This window comes from Kitasatospora sp. NPDC008050 (assembly GCF_042957465.1).
Classification (GTDB): domain Bacteria; phylum Actinomycetota; class Actinomycetes; order Streptomycetales; family Streptomycetaceae; genus Kitasatospora.
In genome coordinates this window covers 238,951-259,652 of sequence record NZ_JBIBIJ010000002.1, presented here as the reverse complement: position 1 = coordinate 259,652, position 20,702 = coordinate 238,951, and the positions used below count along the sequence as shown (strand labels likewise).

Here is a 20,702-nt window from a genome sequence, read left to right as displayed (position 1 = left end):
CCTTGTCCGGGCAAGTACGCACGCGAAACAGGGAGTTCATACCCGCTTGACGTCGGTTGATCCGCCCCACACCGGAGTTCACCGGCGGCAACAGCAGGCTCGGGCACCCCCCAAGGACGCCGGGGACACCAAAACCCGGGCCCCGCGAGGGGGCCCGGGTCTGCGACTCAGGGCCTGCCGACGGCCGGCGGCAGCACCGCCGCCCGAGCAACCGCCCGAGCAGCCGTTCAGGCGGCTTCGAAGCCCGCGTGGCCGGCGATCTTCTTCAGTTCGGCCAGCGCGTGCTTCTCGATCTGGCGGATCCGCTCACGCGTCAGCCCGTGCTGCTTGCCGACCTCCGTCAGGGTGCGCTCCCGGCCGTCCTCCATGCCGTAGCGGGAGCGGATGATCGAGGCGGTGCGGTCGTCGAGCCGGCCGATCAGGTCGTCCAACTCCTCGCGGCGGAGCATGACCAGCACGGCGTCCTCCGGGGAGACCGCGCCGGTGTCCTCGACCAGGTCGCCGAACTGGGTCTCGCCCTCGTCGTCCACCGCCATGTTGAGGCTGACCGGGTCGCGCGCCCAGTCGAGCACGTCCTTGATCCGGGCCTCGGTGGTGTCCAGCTCGGCCGCGATCTCGCCCGGCTCGGGCTCGCGGCCCAGCTCCTTGGACTTCTCCCGCTGGACCCGACGGATACGGCCCAGCTCCTCGACCAGGTGGACGGGGAGCCGGATGGTCCGGGACTGGTCGGCGATCGAGCGGGTGATCGCCTGGCGGATCCACCAGGTCGCGTAGGTGGAGAACTTGAAGCCCTTGGCGTAGTCGAACTTCTCCACCGCACGCACCAGGCCGGCGTTGCCCTCCTGGATCAGGTCGAGCAGCGGCAGCCCACTGCGCGGGTAGCGCCGGGCGACGGCGACCACCAGCCGCAGGTTGGAGCGGATGAAGACGTCCTTCGCGCGCTCGGCGTCGGCGGCTATCGCCTCCAGCTCCTCGCGGGTGACCTCGGCGGGCAGCGCGGCCCCGCTGCCGTCGGCCGCGTCCAGCATGTGCTGGGCGTAGACGCCGGCTTCGATGCGCAGCGACAGCTCGACCTCCTCGGCGGCATCAAGGAGGGGAGTCCTGGCGATCTCGTCGAGGTACATGCCGACCAGGTCGCGGTCGGCCTCAAGGTTGGTCGGGCGGGCCGTACGAGTCCGGTCGGCCCTGTCGCGAACGACGGCACGGGTGGCCATGCTTGCTCCCTTGCTGGTGGATGCCCGGGTCTGGCTCGAGGGTCTTCGTGGGGTTCGTTGGTCTACGACACGCCTCTCGCTGATGCGGGACCCCGGGGGCCTCGCACGTAACAATCCAACGAACAGATTCCGGACAACATTCCCAAGTCGCTCAGATTAATCGGGCGATGCAGTATCCTGCGCGATTCCGCCCCGGATCCGAACAACCCGCGACCGCTCGGATACGCTCCGACAGCTCGCGCCCACGCGCCCCGCGTCGGCGGTACTCCCACCAACGCCCCGGAGTTCGCGATCGATCCCGCACCAGGTCCGCACAAAAGATGCCAAATCGCGATGCGACTCCCATCAGATCGACTCACCGCACTGGGAAGGTGTCAGCCATGCACCTGACCAGCGCCCCCGATCGTCGCGCCCTGCGCGGGCGGACCACGCTGCACGCCCGGCTCCCCCGGTACGCGGCGATCGCCCTGGGCGCGCTCTCGCTCTTCGGGGTGCTGCTCGCCCTGATGGAGGGCGGTTGGGGCCCCCTGGCCCACCTCGACCACGGCTGGGCGACGTCCCTGCACAACGCCGCCCGCGGGCAGACCGCCTGGACCGCCTCGCTGCAGACCATCACCGCGCTCGGCGGCCCCCTGGTGATGCGCACCCTGCTCGCGCTCGCCGCCGCCTGGCTCTGGGCGATCGGCGCCCGCACCCTGGCGGGCTGGACGGCCGCCCAGGCCCTGGTGGGCTGGGGCGTCGAGTGGCTCATGAAGGCCGCGGTGGACCGCCCCCGCCCCAGCTGGCCCGACCCGGTCGCGCACGCCGCCGGCCCGGCCTTCCCCTCCGGTCACGCGATGGCGGCGGCGATCACCGCGACCACCCTGGTCGCCCTGGTCTGGCCGCGGGCCGACCGCACCGTGCGGATCGTCTGCTGCACGCTGGCCGCGCTGAGCACCCTGCTGGTCGGCTTCACCCGGATCGCGCTCGGCGTGCACTGGCCCAGTGACGTGCTGGGCGGCTGGTTCCTCGCGGTGGCGGTGGTCGGCGGGATCACGGTGGTGGTCGAGCTGTGGCAGCCGGGAGCACTCTCGCGCGACGTGCGGCGGGTGGACTGGCGCACCCGGCCCCGGGTGCAGAGCGTGCTCGCCCCGGCGGTGCCGTTCCCGGACCGGCACTCGGGCGCGCCGCTGGAACCACTCGAACCACTCGCCGAGCCGCTCGGCCCGCCCGACGGGCCCTTCGGCGGGGCGTTCGGCGAGCCGGAGTTCGATCCCCGGACACCTGACTGATCGTGAGATACCTCACAGGGGTGATCCGGCGCACGAAGGGGTGGGAACCGGGCACGGCATCCTGAGCCCACCCAGGTCGGGGCCAGTTGGGACAAATGGGGATCAATTGGGGCAAACAGTCCGGTAAATCGGCCCCCCGGGGCCCTGCCGGCCGCCACGGAAACGGCTGGTTCACGACCCGGAGATCTCCACCACACGGCACCGGACTCCCCACCGAGTGCCTCGGTAGGGCAGACTGCTTCGGCTGGGTATACCCATGCCCAGTTCGGGGAACCGAGCACGACAGCGCGGCGGCGGCCGGTCGTCCGGAACTCGCGCCCATGCGTCAGCTCCGTACACCGACCCGCACCACCGCGCTCGCTCTGCGGCAAGCCCCGCAGTAGCACCTGCCCAGGAACCGAGCGACGGGGGTCCGATGACCACGCACACGGAGGGTGAGCCGTACGGTTCGTACGGCCCTCCCGAGCCGTACGGGTCGGCGCAGCCGTACCCGGCGGCACCGACGCAGGGTCAGGCGGATCCGGCCGGGCAGCAGCAGGCGTACGGCCTGCCGGAGAACCCGTACCAGCAGGGGCAGCCGTACGGACAGCAGCAGCCGGAGTACCCGGGGCAGCCGGATCCGTACCAGCAGACCCCCTACCAGCAGCCCTACGAGCAGCAGTCGCCGTACCAGCAGCAACCGCAGGCGTACGGACAGCAGCAGGACGTCTACCAGCAGCCGGTGTACGAGCAGCAGCAGAACCCCTACCAGCAGCAGGCCTACCCGCAGCAGAACGGCTACGGACAGCCCGAGGGCTACGGACAGCCGGACGGCTACGGGTCGGCCGACGGCTTCGGCCAGGCCCAGGCCTACGGCCAGGTGCCGGGGCAGGCCGGGCAGCCGAGCGCCGAGCAGTACTACGCCGGGCACTACCGCACCGAGCCGGAGCCCGAGCCGTACAACGTCTCCGAGCCGTACACGCTGCCCCCCGACTACGGGATGCCGCAGATCTTCGGCGACCCGCCGACCATGTCGCTGTCGCTGCGGGCCATCGCCGACTACCAGGAGGCGCACGCCCCGGCCGGCCCCGGCCAGCTGCCCAAGCAGCGCGAGGCGGGCGATCAGGAGCAGAAGTCCGCGCCGTCCGAGGAGGCGGCCGCCGGACGCAACGGGCTGATCATGGCGATCGGCACGATGGCCTCGCGCGGTCTGGGCTTCGTGCGCAGCGCGATGCTCGCCTACGCGCTCGGCGTCAAGGACGTGGCGGCGACCTTCAACATCGCCAACACGCTGCCGAACATCGTCTTCACCATGCTCATCGGCGGTGCGCTCAGCTCGGTCTTCGTGCCCGAGCTGGTGAAGGCCGCGCGCACCCACAAGGACGGCGGCGTCGCCTACACCGACCGGCTGCTCACGCTGTGCACGGTGGCGCTGGTGGCGCTGACCACGGTGGCGGTCCTCGCCGCGCCGCTGCTGGTGAGCGTCTACGCGCCGAACTGGCACGGCGTGCAGCGCGACCTGACCATCTCGCTCGCCCGGTACTGCCTGCCCGAGATCCTCTTCTACGGCCTGTTCACCCTGCTCGGCCAGGTGCTCAACGCCCGCGGCAAGTTCGCCGCGATGATGTGGGCGCCCGCGCTGAACAACATCGTCGCGATCGCGGTCTTCGGGCTCTACGCCGTGATCGGCGGCCAGGCCGCGGAGGTCGGCAAGGTCACCTCCGGGCAGACCGCGATCCTGGGCATCGGCACCACCCTCGGCGTGGTGGTCCAGGCCCTGGGCATGCTGCCCTCGCTGCGGGCGGCCAAGTTCAAGTGGACGCCGCGCTTCGACTGGCGGGGCGCGGGCCTGAGCCAGCCGCTGCGGGCGGCCAGCTGGGCCCTGCTGCTGGTGGTGGTCACCCAGGTGGCCTTCACCGCGCTGACCGCGATGACCACCAGCATCGACGGCGGCGCCAGCAACGCCGCGTACAGCAACGCCTACGCGCTCTTCGTGGTGCCGCAGGGCGTCATCACCATCTCGCTGGTGACCGCGATCCTGCCGGGGATGGCCCGGGCGGCGGACGAGGGCGACCTGCCGAAGATCGGCGCGGACCTGTCCCGGGTACTGCGGAACTCGGCCGCGATGATCATTCCGATCACGATGCTCTTCGTCGCGTTCTCCGGCCAGCTCTCCGGTCTCGCCTACGGCTACGGCTCCGGCGCCTCGAGCACCTCGCTGATCAGCTACTCGCTGCTGGCGTTCGCGATCGGCATCCCGTTCTTCTGCGCGCAGTACGCGCTCGCGCGCGGCTTCTACGCGATGAGCGACGCGCGCACCCCGTTCTGGCTGACCGTGGTCTCCTCCGGCACCAACGTGCTGCTCTCCTACCTCGCGTTCCTGGTGCTCAGCCCGCACTGGAAGGTCGTCGGCATGGCGACCGCCCAGACCGTGGCCTGCGTGATCAGCATGGTGATCACCGGACGGGCGCTGGCGAAGCGCCTGAGCAAGCTGCCGCCCGCGCCCGAGGACCCCGAGGTCCGCGCCCGGGTACTGCACGCCGCGCTGGCCGGGCCGCTGCGCAGCGGGCTGGAGGGGCGTCGCGTCTTCGGCCTGCACCTGGGGCTGGTGCTGGCCTGCCTGCCCGGCGCGCTGGTGGGGCACTTCCTGGCGGGCGGGATCGGGAGCATGCTCGGCGGCCAGTTCTTCGGCAACCTCTTCGGGCTGGGGGTCGGGTCGCTCTGCGTGCTCGGCTCGCTCTTCGTGCTCGCCAAGCCGTTCGGCGCCGGCGCGACGGTGGCGCCGCTGGCCCGCAGGCTGCGGTTGCCCTACCCGCAGGAGCCCGAGCCCAGCGGCCGGCGCCGGCGCCGCTGAGCCCGGTCCGGCCGGTCGGCCCGGTGAGGCCGGTCGGCCCGGTCCGGTCGGTCAGCCACGCGGGGTCTCAACCCAGCGGGGCGGGCCCGCAGAGCAGGGCCGCGCGCAGGTCTAGCCGGTCGTCCAGGCGGCTCAGGTCGCGGCCGGTGAGTTCCTCGATCCGGCGGACCCGGTAGTGCACGGTGTTCACGTGGACGTGCAGCACCTCCGCCGTCCGGGCCCAGGAGCAGTCGTGGTCCAGGAAGGTCACCAGGGTGGCGAGCAGCACGCCGCCGGTGCTGCGGTCGTGCTCGGTGAGCGGGTCGAGCAGTCGGCGCCGGTAGGCGGCGGCCACCTCCGCCGGGATCCCGCGGACCAGGGCCGCCAGCGAGTCCAGTTCGGCGCTGGCACCCACCGAGCAGCCGCGCGGGTGGCTCGCGGCGGCCGCGCCCAGCGCGTAGCCCGCCTGGCACAGTCCCGCGGCCAGCTCGGCCGCCGGGCGCACGGCGCGCGGGCCGACGCCGACCCGCAGCAGATGGCGGTCGGGCAGCCGGGCCTGCAGGCGGGGCCAGACCTCGCGCAGGCCACTGGTCAGCAGCGCCGGATCCGCGCCGGCCACCACGGCGACCGCCCGCCCGCTCTCGTCGGCGCCGACCACGAAGCCGGCCGCAGGGCGCGGTTCGGTCGGGGCCGGTGCTCCGGCAGCCGACTGCGGGGACGAGGACGGGGACGGGACTCGGGACGGGGACGCCGCGGGGGACGGGGCCGGAGACGGCAGGACGCAGCGCAGGGCCTCGGCCAGCGCGTCCGCCGCCCAGGGCAGGTCCAGGCCGTCGATCCGGGCCGTGACCGGCACCAGCGGCCCGCCGGCCGGCAGCTCGCAGGCGGCCAGCGCCTCACCGAGCTCGGCGGCGTGCACCGGCGCCACACCGGTCAGCAGGCCGGCCAGCCGCCCGGCCGCCCGGCGACCCGCGGCCGCCTCGCCGCGGCCGCGGGTCCAGAGCGTGGCCAGCACCTCGGCCAGCCCGTGCAGCACGGCGGCCTGGCCGAGGGCGGCGGCGTGCGGGTAGAGGTACCAGCCGTCGAACGGGGTGTCGCCGCCCGCGCCCACCGGCAGCGCCGGGGCGCCGGCCGACTCGCCGTCGCGGGCGGGCAGCGCCCGGCGGATCGCCTCCGGCTCCGGGTCGGGGGTTCCGGTGGAGGTGGCGACGGTGCGGCCCGCGGCGGTGACCAGCGAGCAGGGTCCGCAGCCGAGCCGGGTGACGGCCCGGTCCAGCACCTCGGCGGCGGGCGCGCCGGTGTACATCAGCTCGACCAGCTCGCGCCGCACGGCGTCCGGCACCGCCGTGGCCTCGGTGGCCTGCGTGCGCAGGTCGCCCCAGAGCCGCAGGTAGACCCGGTCGGTGACCGCGCGGAAGCTGGTGCCGGCCGGCACCGAGAAGAGCGGGATCCCGTGCACCCGGCAGGCCTCGACCAGGCCGGCCGGCACCTCGCCGTGGGTGCCCTCGCCGGCCAGCAGCGCGGCCACCCCGGCGCTGCGCAGCGAGGTGGCGAAGCGCAGCGCGAGGGTCTGCGCGGCGGGGTGGTCGGGCTGCCACCAGACCAGGCCGGAGAGCACCAGCTCGCCGGGCTGCAGGTAGCGGGCCGGGTCCTGGAGGTCGGTGGAGGTGACGCCGGTGACCCGGCGTTCCAGCAGGTCCGGCGGGCCCCAGGCCAGCCGCAGCCGCAGGTCCGCCACGTCCAGCAGATCAGAGACGATCACCGCGACACTCCTTGGTACCGAGCGCCCGCCAGAGCGCCGCACCCGGCCGGCCCTCTTAGCAGCCAGGGATTCAGGTGCAGATGCATGGTAAATGCCAGGCGTGCAGGCCAGTAGCCCTATGGGGTGATCATCCATGGGGCGGACCGCGGGCGCTGCGGCGCTTTGGCGGTCCAGCCAGTTCAGCCGCCCGGCGCGCGGTCGGCCGGCACCCATGGCCCGGTCGGCCGGCGCGCTCGGTCGGCCGGCACCCCGTCGGCTGATCCAACTCGGCCCGCGATAACGGAGTTGACGGTTCATCCGCGGCTGCCGATGTGAGCTTCGTTACATCCGACCGAACTTGTGTGCCCTTTCCCGGCCCCTGACACGTCCAAAGGAAGTCAGTACGTCCACGTCCGCGGGAAACGGTGGGGAACCCATGTCCGATGCTGGGAAGGGCGAGGCCGCCAGAGGGCGGAAAGCGCTGCGGATCGCGGGGCGCGCGGTGGCCTGCGCGGCCTCCGGTGCGACGATGGCAGCCTGCGGTTTCTCCTGGTACACCTACCACGACCTCACCGCGGGCCTGACCACCTCCGACGCGATCCAGGTGGTGCAGCAGGCCGCCAAGGCACAGGGCGCCGCCGCACCGCCGCCGCACCTGGACAAGTCGGTCAACATCCTGCTGATCGGCCTGGACAGCCGCAAGGACCAGGACGGCAACGACCTGCCCAAGCAGTTCGTCCAGGACGACCTGATGGCCGGCAACAGCGACATCGGCGGCTACAACACCAACACGCTGATCCTGATGCACATCCCCGCCAACGGCGGGAAGGTGGAGGCCTTCTCCATCCCGCGCGACGACTACGTGGACCTGGTCAACGTGCCCGGCGCCCACCCCCTCGGCAAGGGCAAGATCAAGGAGGCCTACGACCAGGCCAAGTACTACGCCGAGGAGCAGCTCTCCAAGCAGTACTCCGGCGCCGACCTGGAGCACCGGGGACGCGACGCGGGCCGGGCGGCCACCCTGCTGACGGTGCAGAAGTTCCTCAACGTGCCGATCGACCACTTCGCCGAGCTCAACCTGAAGGGCTTCTACGACGTCGCCCAGGCGCTGGGCCCGATCACCGTCTGCCTGAAGAAGGACATCAGCGACCCGATCATCGCCCGCACCGCCACCACCGTGGGCGGCGGCTCCGGCTTCGTGGGCCACGCCGGCCTCAACCAGCTCAACCCCACGATGGCACTGGCCTTCGTGCGCCAGCGGCACAACCTGCCGGACGGCGACTTCGACCGGACCCACCGCCAACAGGCCTTCATCGCCTCGGTCACCACCAAGCTCAAGCAGGAGGGGATCTTCGGCGACCTGGGCAGGATGCAGGGCCTGCTGAACGCGGTGAAGCAGGACGTGGTGCTCGACAACACCTGGGACCTGCTCGACTTCGCCCAGCAGGCCACCAACCTCACTGGTGGGAACACCGAGTTCAACACCCTGCCGATGGAGCGCTACGCGACGCTGCCCGACGGCGCGGACGTGAACATCGTGGACGTGGCGAAGGTCCAGGCCATGGTGCGCCAGGCCATCACCGGCGTCGACACGGCTCCCCCGTCGGCGGCCCCCTCCGACGCCCCCTCGCCCAGCGCCTCGCCCAGCGCCTCGACCAGCCCGACCCCGGCCGTTCCCCCGACCTCCGCCCCGGCCACGCCCGGCTCGGGGACGGACGGCTCCGGCAGCTCGGACAGCGGCAGCGGCAGCGGCAGCTCGGACGGCGACGGCTCGGGAGACGGCGGCGCCTCGTCCCAGCCGAGCCCGACGGACAGCTACGCGGGCCCGGCGGTCGACGGCGGCGTCCCCTGCGTCAGCTGAACCCCGCCCCGGCCGACACGGCCGTGAACGCGAACGGGCACGTGCGGCGCGCTGTGCGCGCCCCACGTGCCCGTCATGCGTGCCCCAGGCAGGATTCGAACCTGCGACACCAGCTTTAGGAGAGCTGTGCTCTATCCCCTGAGCTACTGGGGCGGGGATGGATGTCCGACCGACAGACTAGCGGATCGGATCGGGTGGGGTGGGTCGCAGGAGGCCGCGGCCGGCTCGGAGGCGGTGGGAGAGGTGGTCCGGGTCGATGAGCGGGGTGGGGTAGCCGGCGGGGTGGGTGGGGAGCAGCCAGGGGCGGTGGACGGCGCGGCCCTGGATGCCGGCGAGTTCGGGGACCCAGCGCCGTACGTAGCTGCCCTGGGGGTCGAAGCGGTCGGCCTGGACGAGTGGGTTGAGCACCCGGTTGGGGCGGGTGTCGGTGCCGGTGCCGGCCACCCACTGCCAGTTGAGCTGGTTGTTCGCCACATCGCCGTCGACCAGCAGGCGCAGGAAGTGCCGGGCGCCGATCCGCCAGTCCTGGTAGAGCGTCTTGGTCAGGAAGGAGGCGGTCAGCAGCCGGGCCCGGTTGTGCATCCAGCCCTCGGCGGCGAGTTGGCGCAGGCCGGCGTCCACGATCGGGTAGCCGGTGCGGCCCTCGCGCCAGGCCTGGGCCTCGGGTTCGCTGTGCCACCAGTGGTCGCCCCGGTCGCGATAGTTCCGCCGGGCCGCCGACGGGCGGGCGGCCAGCACCTGGTGGTGGAAGTCGCGCCAGGCCAGCTGCCGGACGAAGGCCTCGGCGCCGGGGCCGCCACGGCGCAGGGCGAGTTGGAGCAGTTCGGTGGGTGACAGGCAGCCGAAGTGCAGGTAGGGCGAGAGGCGGGAGGTGCCGTCGGCGGCGAGGTCGTCGTGCAACTCCTCGTACCGGTCCGGGGACCAGGCCCGCCAGCGCCGGCGCGCCTGGCTCTCCCCGCCCGGCGGCAGCGCGGGCGAGTCGGGGCGCCCGGTGGGGATCGGCTCGCCGGTCAGACCCGTGGGCGTCCGCAGCGCCTTGGGGGCCGGTCGTACGGTTCGTGCGGTCAACCGCTGCCAGGCGCGGAAGTACGGGGTGAAGACGGCGTAGTGGTCCTTGCCGGCGGGCGTCACCGCCCCGGGTGCGGCGACGGTGAGCGACTGCTGATGGATCGTCAGCCGTTCGCCGAGCCGCTCGCGCAGCTGCGCCTCGCGCCGCCCGGCGAAGGCGGTGACGCCCGCGGCCACGTGCACCGACTCCGCGCCGAGCTGCTCGGCCAGCCGCGCTGTCTGCTCGGCGCAGCGGCCGTGACGCAGTACCAGGTGCCCGCCGATCGCGCGCAGCGAGGCGTCCAGGTCCCGTAGGCAGTCGACCAGGAAGGCCTGCCGGTTGGGGGTGGCGAAGCCGGTGGCCGCGAGGTCGGTGTCGAGCACGAAGAGCGGCACCACCTCCCGGCCGCCGGCCGCGGCGGCGTGCAGCACGGGGTTGTCGCGCAGCCGCAGGTCCTGGGTGAACAGGGCGATGGCGACGGTCACGAGGCGCTCCGCTCGCGCCTGGTGCTCCGGTGGCCGGCCCGGGAGCGGCGCAGCAGCCGCCAGCGGTCGCGCAGCCAGCCGACCGGGTCCCAGTCGCCCGGCTGGTTCCAGGCCAGCGGGTAGCAGGCCAGGCCGAGCAGGACGGCGCTGAAGTGGCCGATCGCGGTGAAGTTGCGGCTCTGCACCAGCGGGAGGCCGTAGAAGAGCACCACGGCGGCCAGGTAGACGTAGCGCCAGGGGCGCACCAGCAGGTAGGTGAGTACCGCCTGGACGCCGGCCAGCGCGTAGCTGACGCCGTAGTCCAGCGTGTACTTGGCCCGCTCGGGCGCGTGGCCGTGGCGGATCGCCCAGTACAGCACCCCCTCGCTGAGGTAGGTGGCGCCGACATGGGCGAAGGCCACCACGCCGAGCCAGCGGGCGGTGCCCAGCCGGCGCTCCACCGGGGCGTGGAAGATGTTGTAGAGCACGAAGTAGAGGAACCAGCCGCCGCCCGCGATGTAGAGCGCGCTGGAGATGAGCACCTGGATCGGGTCGATCGCCAGGTAGTGCAGGTTGGTGGAGCGCCGCTCCAGGATGTGGTGGGCCAGTCTCGGCGAGACGTGCCGGATGAAGACGGTCGTCGCGAAGAGGATCACCAGCCAGATGCAGGTGCCGGGAGCCCCTCGCAGAAAGGCCCAGTAGGCGCGGAGCAACGTGCCGAGGCGGTGGAGCATCTGCCCAGTCTCTCGGTGTGGGGGCAGGGCGCGCGCCGAGCCACGCCCAGCCGGATCGGCCATTCGGGTGTGGTCAACGATCGACGGCCCGCCCGGGACACGGCAAGTCGGCAGGTCCCGGCACCCGTGCGGGTCCCACCGTCAGGGCACCAGGGGCAGCCGGACCGAGAGTTTGGCCCCGGGCAGGTTGGTCGGCGGCTCGGCGAGGACGGTGCCGCCGAGGCCGTGCGCGATGCTGCGGGCCAGCGCCAGGCCCAGGCCCGCGCCGCCGGTGCTCCGGGAGCGGGCGCTGTCCAGCCGCACGAAGCGCTCGAAGACCCGCTGCCGGTCGGCGACGGGGATCCCCGGACCGTCGTCCGCCACCGTCAGCACCGCCCAGCCGTCCACGGCCTGCAGGGTGACCTCGACCTGCGAACTCGCGTACCGGGCCGCGTTGTCCAGCAGGTTGCGGACCACCCGGCCGACCGGGGAGTCGCGCCCCGGCACCCGGGCCGGCTCCACGCTGCCGTGCCAGCGGAGCCGGGGGTCGGTGTGGCCGCGCTCGGCCAACTGCTCGGCGACCAGGTCGTGCAGCTCGACGGTGTACTGCGCGGCGGCGTGGTCCTCCTCGGTCCTGGCCAGCAGCAGCAGGTCGTCGGCGAGGTCCTGCAGCCGCTCGGTGCCGGCCAGCGCATCGACCACCACCCCCCGCCACTCGACGTCCCCGGGGTGCAGCAGCGGCACCTCCAGCGTTGCGCGCAGCACGGCCAGCGGGCTGCGCAGCTCGTGCGAGGCGTCGGCGACCAGGCGGCGCTGTTCGGCCAGCGCCCGTTCCAGTTTGGCCAGCGTCTCGTTGGTGGTCTCGGCCAGCCGCGCGATGCCGTCCCTGGACGGCGGCACCGGGACCCGCTCGTGGAAGGCGCCCTCGCCGATCCGGGCCATCCGGCGGCGGATCGACTCCACCGGACGCAGCGCCAGGCCGGTGACCAGCCAGGCCATCAGGGCCACGAAGAGCGAACCGCCGGGCAGCAGGTACCAGCCGAGGATCGTGGTGATCTGCGCGGTGGTCTGGTCGGTCTCGGCCTCGTCGATCAGCGTGTAGCCGGTGAGCGGCCCGGGGGGCAGGCCGCTCTGTCCGGAGTAGGCGGCCAACTCGGCGCTGGTGAAGGTGTGGTCGGTGACGAAGGTGAAGAAGTGGTAGGCGTGGGTGGTGCTCTCGCCGGGCTGGACTGTCCTCGGGGGGCCGGCGTTCGGGTCCGGCCAGCCCTTCGCCAGCCACTCGGGGAGCTGGACCGTCACCATGGGGTAGCCGTGGACGGCGCTCTCGACGACGGGGTCGATCGGCGGGAAGTGGGCCCGCCAGAACGCGGTGTCGTCCGGCGGGACCACGGCGAGCACGTTGCTGCGCCGCAGCACCCGGCCGTCCTGCGTCAGCACCACGTAGGTGGACGCCTGGTAGGCCTCGTCCGGGCTGCCCGGGATCTTCGACCAGACGTTCTGGTTCGCGGTGAAGGCCCGGTCCTGGGCCCGCACCAGCAGCGCGTCGTGCACCTCCGAGCTGACCCAGGCGGTGGCCAGGCCGAAGACGAGTGCCGACGCGGCGGCGGCGGCCAGCGCCGCCCTGGTGCGCACCGCGAGCCGGCGCCAGATCGGCAGGACCGGCGCGAGCAGCAGGCGCACCGGCCCGCCCACGGCCCCCCGGGCCTGCTCTGTCCCTCCCCGCCCACGACGCATCGGGCCAGCGTAGGGGGAGTGGCCAGGAGGGGCCGCTCCGGTCGGCGCTTATTCGTTGTTGATCCCCGCCCCGTAACCTCAGCGTTATGAACGAGACGACAACGCCGCCGCCCGAATGGTGCGAAGGCACCGACCTGGACAACTTCGTGCTGCTGCTGAACGGACTCAAGGAGTCGCTGGACCAGGACCTGCGCGACGGTCCCCGGCCGGTGGCGGCCGGGGACCGGTGACGCGCCCGCCGGTGGTCGGCCCCGCGGGGCTCAGCCCAGCGCGGCCAGCACCTCCTTGGCCGCCCGCTCGCCCTGCTCGGCGCCGCCGTCCATGAAGCCGGGGAAGTTCACCGAGGTGTGCTCGCCGCTCAGGTGGATGTTGCCCTGCGCGGTGGCCTCGTAGCCCAGGTACCGGTGCCAGTAGTTGACGGGGTAGTACGAGTAGGCGCCGTACGAGTACGGGTTGCGGTGCCAGGCCGACAGCTGCGCCTTGCCGTTCCACTGCGCCCGGGTGCCGGGGTAGGCCTGGTCGATCTGGTCCAGCATCCGGCCCGCCAGCCCGCGCACGTACGGGTCCTGCTGCGCGGTGTTGAACGGCCCGGCGGGGCTGAGCGAGTGCGCCACCGAACCGCCGCCGTACTGCAGCAGGATGCCCGAGGTGCCGGGCTGCGGCTTGGTGGCGTCCCAGGTCTGCTGGAGGTCGAGGTCGCTGAACAGGTCGCCGGCCGAGATGCCGGGCCAGGGGCCGCGGCCCAGCCAGGTGCGCTGGTTGAACTGCATGTTGAGCTTGGTGCAGGTGCCCATCCGGTAGTCCCGCAGCAGGTTGGTCATCCGGGCGTCGAAGCGGGCCCGGCTGAGGTCGAGGCGCTGCAGGACGCCCAGCGGCACCGCGATGACGGTGTGGTCGGCGGTGACCGTGCGGCGGGTGCCGCCCACCGAGAAGGTGAGCGTCTGGGTGCCGTCGTCGTTGGCCCGCACCGCGAGCAGCTCGTGGCCGAGCCGGACGGTGTCGGCCGGCAGCGCGTCGGCTATCGCGTGCGGGACCTGGTCGTTGCCGCCGACCACGTGGTAGCGCTCGTCGCTGTCGCCCCACAGGTTGAAGTGGGCCGGATCGCTCTGCCCGCCGAGCTGCTGGATGATCGAGAGCGCGGACTGCCCGGTGGTGTCGGCGCCGTACTCGACGTTGTAGCCGACGTCCAGCCAGCGGCCCAGCTGGGAGTGGGTCCCGCCGGGCACCCGGGACTCGATCCACTGCCGGACCGTCATCGCGTCGAAGGCCCGCCCGGCCGCCGTGCCGGAGTTCCAGCTGACGTCGCCCGCGGCGGCGTTGTCGGCCTGCAGGCGCCGCCAGACGGGGGCGAAGTCGGCGTCGGCCTGCTCGCGCGGGTAGTAGCGGCCGTCGAACCAGAGCACCTCGCGGGCGCCGGCCGGGCCCGAGTTCAGGAAGTCGACCAGTGGGAGCCCGAAGCGCTTGCAGAGCGCCAGCAGCGTGACGTGGTCGGTGTCGATCAGCTCGCCGCCGACCTCGCTGGTCTGGCCGTTCTCCCAGTACTTGGTCTGCGAGTACATCCGGCCGCCGATCCGGTCCGGGTTGGCCTCGTAGACCGTGCAGCGGATCCCGGCGTCGGCGAGCGTGAGGGCGGCGTTCAGGCCCGCGATGCCGGCGCCGATCACGGCGATCCTGGCGTCCTTGCGCGGACCCGTGCCCGCCTTGGCCGCGCCGGCCTTGGCCGTGCCGGCCGCGTGCGCCTGGCCGGCGCCGAGGCCCAGCCCCGTGCCGACGGCCGCCAGCGCCACGCCGGAGAGGGTGGCCGCGCGCAGCAGCTCGCGCCGGCCCACCGCGCCGGGCGCCGCGGCGGCGTCGGCACGCAGCTCGCGCAGCTCGCCGACGGGCAGCCGCAGCCGGTCGGCCGCGGCGTGCTCGCCGGCCAGTCGGCGCAGGGCGTGCAGGGGGTTGGTGCGGGGCATGATCGGTGTCCTTTCGACGGGGGCGGGGAGTCAGCGGGGGGCTCAAGGAATCACGGGCGGGGCGGCGGAAAGCGGTCAGTTCCGGGCCGCGGGCACGGGCTGGGCGGCGGGCCGTTCGGCGGCTTCTTCCAGGATGATCCGGCCCATCCGGGCGTACCGCTCGGGGCTGCGCCGCTTCATCACCAGCGCGAGCGTCAGGCCGCCCAGGAAGGTGCCGATCACCAGGTACGGGATCAGCTCGAAGAGCAGGGTGGAGGAGGCGGGCCCGGCCGCGGTGCCCATGTTCTTGACCAGCAGCACCACCACGCAGGCCATCGCCACCCCGCCGATCAGCGGCGCGGTCAGGGTGCGCAGCCAGTGCCTGGTCTCCGGGTGCCTGCCCTGGACGTGGAAGTAGCCGATCACCGCGAACGAGCAGAGCGTCTGGACGATCAGGATCGCCATCGTGCCGAGCAGCGCGAGCAGCGTGTAGAGGTGGGTGTAGGGGTCCATTCCGGCCACCAGGAAGCCGGCCACCAGCAGGGTCGCGATCACCGACTGCACCGCCGAGGCGACGTACGGCGAACCGTGCCGGGGGTGGGTGCGGCCCAGGGCGGGGTGGATGAAGCCCTCCCGGCCGATCGCGTAGAGGTAGCGGGCGGCGCACTGGTGGAAGGCCATCGCGCAGGCGAACGAGCCGGTCACCACCAGCCACTGGAAGACCTTGACCGCCCAGGCGCCGAAGTGCGCGCCCAGCGGGTCGAAGAAGAGGTTGTTGCCGTCCTTGCCCGGCACCAGTCCGTTCGCGATGTGGATGGCGTTCTGGACGCCGTTGCCGGAGATGATCATCCAGGAGACGAAGACGTAGAAGAGGCCGACGCCGATCACCGAGATCAGGGTGGCCCTGGGCACCACCCGCTTGGGGTCGCGGGACTCCTCCCCGTACATCGCGGTGGACTCGAAGCCGACCCAGGACCAGAAGGCGAAGAAGAGGCCGAGCCCGGCCGCCGCCCCCGAACCGCCGACCCCCTTGAAGGCGTTCACCGGGTTGACCGCCGCCAGCGGGATGCCGTCGGGGCCGCCGCCGGTGACCGCCACCGCGATCGAGGCCGCGAGCAGCACGGTGATCTCCAGCACCAGCGCGACGCCCAGCACCTTGGCGGTCAGGTGAATGTCGAAGAACGCCATCACCGCGATCACCAGCAGGCCGAACAGCGCGTACCAGCCCCAGGGCAGGTCCAGACCCAGCTGGGCGGCGACCAGGCCGCGCAGCGAGTAGGCGAAGAAGCCGATGATCGAGGCCTCGAAGACGATGTAGGCGAGCACCGCGAGCAGGCCGCAGGCCATCCCCACCACCCGGCCCAGGCCGTGCGAGATGAAGCCGTAGAAGGCGCCGGCGGCCGTGATGTGCCTGGCCATCGCGACATAGCCGACCGAGAAGACGGTGAGCACCAGGGTGGCGAAGACGTAAGCGGCCGGGGCGCCGATCCCGTTGCCCTGGCCGACGATGATCGGCAGGTTTCCGGTCATCGCGGTGATCGGTGCGGCGGTGGCGATGGCCATGAAGACCACGCCGACCAGGCCCACCGAGTTCGCCTTCAACCGGTTGACCTCGCCCCCGCCTTCACTGCCGGGATCTGCGGGCATGCGCACTCCTTCGGGGAGGTTACGGGGGGATGTATTCCGATGGACCGTCATGATCATTGCCCGCGCTCGACCCCCGCAAGCAACAGGTAGTCAGGTGTTTGCCCCGGTCGTTTGACGCTCTGTTCGGGTCGGGAACAGGGCCCCGACACGTTTCCCCGGGGGCTGCGGCGCCTGGCCCGGCGGCCACGGAGCCCGCTCAGGGCGCCCGAAGCGGCCGAGGGGCGTGGCCGGGTCTGAGAAAATGGCCAGAAATCGGGCTGGCTAACGACCTCCACCTCAGGGTCGCTACCATCGGCACTGGTGATGAACCCCGTACCAGACTCTCCCGGCGGACCAGCCCCGGGCCCATGGGGCGGTTCCCACACCTATGCGATCGCTGTGTCCAGGGTGGATGCGGCGCAACCCGAAAGGCTCGTACGTGACTGCGCCCCAGGAGCACTCCTTCGCCGACCTCGGCAAGGTGCTGGTCATCATTCCGACCTACAACGAGGCCGAGAACGTCGAACGGATCGTCTCCCGGGTGCGGACCGCCGTCCCCGAGGTGCACGTCCTGGTCGCCGATGACAACAGCCCGGACGGCACCGGCGAGATGGCCGACAAGATCGCGGCGCAGGACGGCAACGTCCACGTCATGCACCGCAAGGGCAAGGAGGGCCTCGGCGCCGCCTACCTGGCCGGTTTCCGCTGGGGCATCGACAACGGCTACGACGTCCTGGTCGAGATGGACGCCGACGGCTCGCACCAGCCCGAGGAGCTCTACCGCCTGCTGACCGGCCTGCGCGGCGCCGACCTGGTGCTCGGTTCGCGCTGGGTGCCCGGCGGCAAGGTGGTCAACTGGCCGAAGTCCCGCCTGATCCTCTCCCGCGGCGGCTCGACCTACTCGCGCCTGATGCTGGGCGTGCCGATCAGGGACGTCACCGGCGGCTACCGCGCCTTCCGCAAGGAGACGCTGCTGGGCCTGGGCATGGACGAGGTCGCCTCGGCCGGCTACTGCTTCCAGGTCGACCTGGCCTGGCGCACGGTGAAGGCCGGCTTCAAGGTCGCCGAGGTGCCGATCACCTTCGTCGAGCGCGAGCACGGCGCGTCCAAGATGAGCCGCAACATCGTCTTCGAGGCGCTGTGGCGGGTCACCGTCTGGGGCGCGCAGTCCCGGGTGGCCAAGCTGACCGGCAAGGACAAGAAGAAGTAAGGCCCCGCGCTCCGCTTCGCGGCAGGCCGCACCGACGCCGAGCGGCCCGTACGTTCTCGTACGGGCCGCTCGGCGTCTGGGTGTCCCGGCCCCTGCGCGGGGGGGGTGGGCTCGGCTGGTCCGGCTCGGCCGGTGCGGGCCAGCCGGTGCGGGCCAGCCGGTGCGGATCAGTTGGTCCGGGCCAGCCGGGACATGATCGACGGCGGCGCCAGGTCGTGCTGGAGCGCGACCGGGACCTGCACCTGGTTCGTGCCGGAGCCGGCCGTCAGGGTGCCGACGGGCGTTCCGGCAGCGGCGTTGTGGCCCAGACCGCCCGGCAGGCCGGTCAGCTGGAGGGTGGTGGAGACCCCGCTGAAGCCGGGCACCGCCACGTCCTTGGTCGCCACCACCGGGACCTTGCCGCCCATGCCGTCGTCCACGTAGCCGACCACATCGCCCTGCTTGGCCAGGGTCTGCCCGGTCAGCGCGGCCTGCCCGGCCGTGATGATCTTCGAACTGACCGTCTGCGCGGCCCTGATGATGTTGTCGGTCGCGGTCGGCGGCTGACCCAGGGTCACCCCGAGCAGCATCTGCCGGCCCCCGGCGACGTCCTTGACGGCGGCCCACATCAGGCAGCTGCCGGCCGGGCTGCTGGAGCCGGTCTTGACGCCGATCACGCCGTTCTTGTTGAGCAGCGCATTGGTGTTGAGGATCTTGGTGCCGGCGATGGTGGTGTCCGGCTCGGCGACGATCTGCTGGAAGATGTCGTTCTGCATCACCACCTCGGCCAGCTTCAGCTGGTCCTTCGCGGTGCTCTTGGTGTCGTTGCTGTAGCCGGCCGCGTCCACGTAGCGGGTGTTGGCCATCTGGAACTTGGCGGCCTGGTCGTTCATCTTCTTGACGAACGCGTCCTCGGAGCCGGAGTCCCAGCGGGCCAGCAGCCGGGCGATGTTGTTGGCGCTGGGCAGCATCAGCATCTCCAGCGCCTCGTACTCGCTGATCTGCTGGCCCTCGGTCACCTTGGCGGTGGACTGGTCGGGGTCGTTGGACTCGGTGGCGGCGGCCTTGTCCACCGTGAGGGTCGGGCCGGACTCGCCCTTCTTGAGCGGGTGGGCCTGCAGGATCAGGTAGGCGTTCATCACCTTGGTCACGCTGGCGATCGGGACCGGGGTCTGCGGGCCCGAGCTGCCGAGGCTGCCGAGGCCGGCCACCTCGGCGGCGGCCTGGCCCTTGGCCGGCCAGGGCAGCGCCACCGGGTCCCCGGCGAAGGTGAAGGAACCCTCGGCGGTCATCCGCAGCTGCGGCTTGGGCAGCGGGCGCAGCAGTTGGACCACCGCGGCGGCGCCGGCCAGCAGGGCGAGCAGCACCGTCCAGACGGTGGCCCGCTTCAGCACCCGGCGGGCCGGCGGCGGCTTGCGGCCGCCCTGGGCGGCGCCGGCCGCCGCCTGCGCACCGGTCCCGGGGCCGGCCTCGACGGTGGCCTCGGGACCGGCGGGCAGCGGCGGAAAGACGCCGGGCGGCGGGGGCGGCGTCAGGGCGGCAGCAGGGGCCGGCATGGCAGCCGGCGCGAGGGTAGGGGGCGGGGTAGGGGTGGGCGGGGCGACGAAAACAGGGGCCGGGGCGGGCTCCGCGACCGGGGCCGGGGCCGCCGCGGCCGGTTCCGGCTCGCGTTCGGGTGCCGCGACCGCTGCGAGGACGGGCTCCGGCTCGGGCTCCGGCGCCGGCTCCGGCGCCGAGGGGGCGCCTTCCGACGTGTCGTCGGTGTCCGCCACCGGCTCGTCGTCGGTCCGGATCGCGAGACGCGGGTCCTCGGCCTGCGGCTTCTCCGCTGCCGGCGCCGCCGACTCCGCCTCGGGCTCCGGCTCGGGCAGGCGCAGGAACGTGGTTCTGGTGTCCACATCCCGGACGCGCAGGTGGACGGTGGGGCCGCCCTTGGGGGGCACCTGCTGCCCCGTCGTCGGTGCCGCCTCGGCACCGACGGGCCGCTCGCGCTCGCCGTCCTGCACCTTCTCCGGGGCGTCGCCCACGTGTCCCTACCTCCTCGTGTTCGTGTGCTGCGAGGCCGTCGCCACGCTGGGGTCCGACCTGAACAGTCTCCGTCACCAGCGGCCGATCACGGCCCGCCACACCCCGTCCGACCGGCGGTTATTCCGATTACCCGGCCTGTCGCAGGCGATGACGTCACCCCGTCGGCCGCCGGTTCCCCCCGCCGCGGAGGCCTCCCGGGCGGTTCCCGGCCCAAGGTCACGATTCGGAGGCGTACTCGACAAGTCCGTGTGAGAGGCGTCACGCTGTCATTCATCCACGCGGGGAGGCTTGGATGGGCAAGAGCCGTAGAACAATTCCCGAGGAACTTTTGCTGCTCGCCTTGGACCCGACCACGGGTACCACCGCGCAGCCGCAAACCCTCGACCTCGGACTCGCCGGGGCGCAGCTCGTCGAGCTGTCCCTGGCCGGACGCATCGTCCCGGACGGGGACCGGATCGCCGTGGTGCTGCCACGGCCCACCGGCGACCCCACCCTGGACCACGCTCTGGAGCTGCTGCGCCGTCGCGGCAGCCCGGTGCGTGCCGCGCACTGGATCGGCGGGCCCCGGCTGGGGCTGCGGCAGACCTACCTGGCGCATCTGGAGCGGTGCGGCATGGTCGCCGCCGTCCCGGGCCAGGTGTGCGGGGTGCTGCCGACAACGCGCTACCAGGCATCCGACGACTGTACGAACGCCGCGATCAAGCAGCGTCTCGACACGGCCATCAGGACCGGGGTACCACCGGACCCCAGGACGGCCGCACTGGCCGCACTGGCGCACGCCGTCGGCCTGGGCAAGCACCTCTACCCCGGCAACGAGGGCCGGTCCTCACGGTCGCGGCTGCGCGATCTGATCCGCTACGACCCGTTAGGCGGCATGGTCGCGCACGCCGTGATGGACGTGCAGAACGGCCTGCCGGCGCCGGCGAACCGCACCGGCCCGACCGGTCGGGCCCCGGCCGCGCGCAGCGGAGCCGACCCGGTCCCCCGGGCCCGGTCCGGCTCCGTCGCACCCAGCCAGGTCGGCGTTCGCTAGGCCAGGTCGGCATAGGTCAGGCCCGCACCTG

The 20,702-nt window shown here is 72.7% G+C and carries 14 protein-coding genes and 1 tRNA gene; 6 read left to right on the top strand and 9 right to left on the bottom strand.

Features of this window, described 5'->3' with window-relative positions; genetic code table 11:
* Positions 1 to 227 precede the first annotated feature (227 nt).
* Positions 228 to 1,214, bottom strand: coding sequence for a sigma-70 family RNA polymerase sigma factor (locus ACFZB9_RS04645; RefSeq protein WP_391443556.1), 987 nt, complete (start codon positions 1,212 to 1,214; stop codon positions 228 to 230).
* Between the two features lie 380 nt (positions 1,215 to 1,594).
* Here ACFZB9_RS04645 and ACFZB9_RS04640 point away from each other — a divergent pair, with 380 nt between their 5' ends.
* Positions 1,595 to 2,485, top strand: coding sequence for a phosphatase PAP2 family protein (locus ACFZB9_RS04640; protein ID WP_391443554.1), 891 nt, complete (start codon positions 1,595 to 1,597; stop codon positions 2,483 to 2,485).
* 415 nt (positions 2,486 to 2,900) lie between these two features.
* A complete protein-coding gene (gene murJ / locus ACFZB9_RS04635; RefSeq protein ID WP_391443552.1) occupies positions 2,901 to 5,318 on the top strand; it encodes a murein biosynthesis integral membrane protein MurJ in 2,418 nt (805 codons plus the stop codon).
* 67 nt (positions 5,319 to 5,385) lie between these two features.
* Here murJ and ACFZB9_RS04630 read toward each other — a convergent pair whose 3' ends face one another.
* Entirely contained in the window at positions 5,386 to 7,059 is a 1,674-nt protein-coding gene (locus ACFZB9_RS04630) for a PucR family transcriptional regulator (RefSeq protein ID WP_391443550.1), read from the bottom strand.
* A 415-nt stretch (positions 7,060 to 7,474) separates the two neighbouring features.
* Here ACFZB9_RS04630 and ACFZB9_RS04625 point away from each other — a divergent pair, with 415 nt between their 5' ends.
* The gene (locus tag ACFZB9_RS04625; protein ID WP_391443548.1) at positions 7,475 to 8,899 is read left to right on the top strand and encodes an LCP family protein; all 1,425 of its coding nucleotides are present in this window, start codon (positions 7,475 to 7,477) and stop codon (positions 8,897 to 8,899) included.
* Positions 8,900 to 8,979: 80 nt separating this feature from the next.
* Here the strand turns inward: ACFZB9_RS04625 and ACFZB9_RS04620 are convergent.
* The 4 genes from ACFZB9_RS04620 to ACFZB9_RS04605 all read right to left on the bottom strand — a co-directional run bounded on the left by ACFZB9_RS04620 (position 8,980) and on the right by ACFZB9_RS04605 (position 12,858).
* Positions 8,980 to 9,052 (bottom strand) — tRNA-Arg (locus tag ACFZB9_RS04620).
* 24 nt (positions 9,053 to 9,076) lie between these two features.
* Positions 9,077 to 10,432: a cryptochrome/photolyase family protein gene (locus tag ACFZB9_RS04615; protein ID WP_391443546.1), complete on the bottom strand. Its 1,356-nt coding sequence runs from the start codon at positions 10,430 to 10,432 to the stop codon at positions 9,077 to 9,079.
* On the bottom strand, positions 10,429 to 11,145 hold the full coding sequence (locus tag ACFZB9_RS04610) for a rhomboid-like protein (protein WP_391443545.1): 717 nt from the start codon (positions 11,143 to 11,145) through the stop codon (positions 10,429 to 10,431). Before ACFZB9_RS04610 ends, ACFZB9_RS04615 begins: the two co-directional genes overlap by 4 nt.
* A 141-nt stretch (positions 11,146 to 11,286) precedes the next feature.
* Positions 11,287 to 12,858, bottom strand: a complete 1,572-nt coding sequence (locus tag ACFZB9_RS04605) for a sensor histidine kinase (RefSeq protein ID WP_391443544.1) — start codon at positions 12,856 to 12,858, stop codon at positions 11,287 to 11,289.
* An 86-nt stretch (positions 12,859 to 12,944) separates the two neighbouring features.
* Between ACFZB9_RS04605 and ACFZB9_RS04600 the strand changes: the two genes are divergently transcribed.
* Positions 12,945 to 13,088 carry a hypothetical protein gene (locus tag ACFZB9_RS04600; protein WP_391443542.1) on the top strand — a complete coding sequence of 48 codons (144 nt, stop codon included), beginning with the start codon at positions 12,945 to 12,947 and terminating at the stop codon, positions 13,086 to 13,088.
* A 30-nt stretch (positions 13,089 to 13,118) separates the two neighbouring features.
* Here ACFZB9_RS04600 and ACFZB9_RS04595 read toward each other — a convergent pair whose 3' ends face one another.
* Positions 13,119 to 14,816: a flavin monoamine oxidase family protein gene (locus ACFZB9_RS04595; protein ID WP_391443540.1), complete on the bottom strand. Its 1,698-nt coding sequence runs from the start codon at positions 14,814 to 14,816 to the stop codon at positions 13,119 to 13,121.
* A 75-nt stretch (positions 14,817 to 14,891) separates the two neighbouring features.
* A complete protein-coding gene (locus tag ACFZB9_RS04590; protein WP_391443538.1) occupies positions 14,892 to 16,442 on the bottom strand; it encodes an APC family permease in 1,551 nt (516 codons plus the stop codon).
* 391 nt (positions 16,443 to 16,833) lie between these two features.
* Between ACFZB9_RS04590 and ACFZB9_RS04585 the strand changes: the two genes are divergently transcribed.
* A complete protein-coding gene (locus ACFZB9_RS04585; protein ID WP_391443537.1) occupies positions 16,834 to 17,631 on the top strand; it encodes a polyprenol monophosphomannose synthase in 798 nt (265 codons plus the stop codon).
* 167 nt (positions 17,632 to 17,798) lie between these two features.
* Here ACFZB9_RS04585 and ACFZB9_RS04580 read toward each other — a convergent pair whose 3' ends face one another.
* Entirely contained in the window at positions 17,799 to 19,637 is a 1,839-nt protein-coding gene (locus ACFZB9_RS04580; protein ID WP_391443535.1) for a D-alanyl-D-alanine carboxypeptidase family protein, read from the bottom strand.
* Between the two features lie 293 nt (positions 19,638 to 19,930).
* Between ACFZB9_RS04580 and ACFZB9_RS04575 the strand changes: the two genes are divergently transcribed.
* Positions 19,931 to 20,671 carry a GPP34 family phosphoprotein gene (locus ACFZB9_RS04575; protein ID WP_391443534.1) on the top strand — a complete coding sequence of 247 codons (741 nt, stop codon included), beginning with the start codon at positions 19,931 to 19,933 and terminating at the stop codon, positions 20,669 to 20,671.
* The last annotated feature ends 31 nt before the right edge of the window (positions 20,672 to 20,702 follow it).

Excerpts from the sequence above, each read along its gene's own strand:
- ACFZB9_RS04645 (WP_391443556.1), bottom strand. The coding sequence starts at position 1,214 with ATGGCCACCCGTGCCGTCGTTCGCGACAGGGCCGACCGGACTCGTACG.
- ACFZB9_RS04640 (WP_391443554.1), top strand. The coding sequence starts at position 1,595 with ATGCACCTGACCAGCGCCCCCGATCGTCGCGCCCTGCGCGGGCGGACC.
- murJ (WP_391443552.1), top strand. The coding sequence starts at position 2,901 with ATGACCACGCACACGGAGGGTGAGCCGTACGGTTCGTACGGCCCTCCC.
- ACFZB9_RS04625 (WP_391443548.1), top strand. The coding sequence starts at position 7,475 with ATGTCCGATGCTGGGAAGGGCGAGGCCGCCAGAGGGCGGAAAGCGCTG.
- ACFZB9_RS04610 (WP_391443545.1), bottom strand. The coding sequence starts at position 11,145 with ATGCTCCACCGCCTCGGCACGTTGCTCCGCGCCTACTGGGCCTTTCTG.
- ACFZB9_RS04605 (WP_391443544.1), bottom strand. The coding sequence starts at position 12,858 with ATGCGTCGTGGGCGGGGAGGGACAGAGCAGGCCCGGGGGGCCGTGGGC.
- ACFZB9_RS04600 (WP_391443542.1), top strand. The coding sequence starts at position 12,945 with ATGAACGAGACGACAACGCCGCCGCCCGAATGGTGCGAAGGCACCGAC.
- ACFZB9_RS04595 (WP_391443540.1), bottom strand. The coding sequence starts at position 14,816 with ATGCCCCGCACCAACCCCCTGCACGCCCTGCGCCGACTGGCCGGCGAG.
- ACFZB9_RS04590 (WP_391443538.1), bottom strand. The coding sequence starts at position 16,442 with ATGCCCGCAGATCCCGGCAGTGAAGGCGGGGGCGAGGTCAACCGGTTG.
- ACFZB9_RS04585 (WP_391443537.1), top strand. The coding sequence starts at position 16,834 with ATGCGGCGCAACCCGAAAGGCTCGTACGTGACTGCGCCCCAGGAGCAC.
- ACFZB9_RS04575 (WP_391443534.1), top strand. The coding sequence starts at position 19,931 with ATGGGCAAGAGCCGTAGAACAATTCCCGAGGAACTTTTGCTGCTCGCC.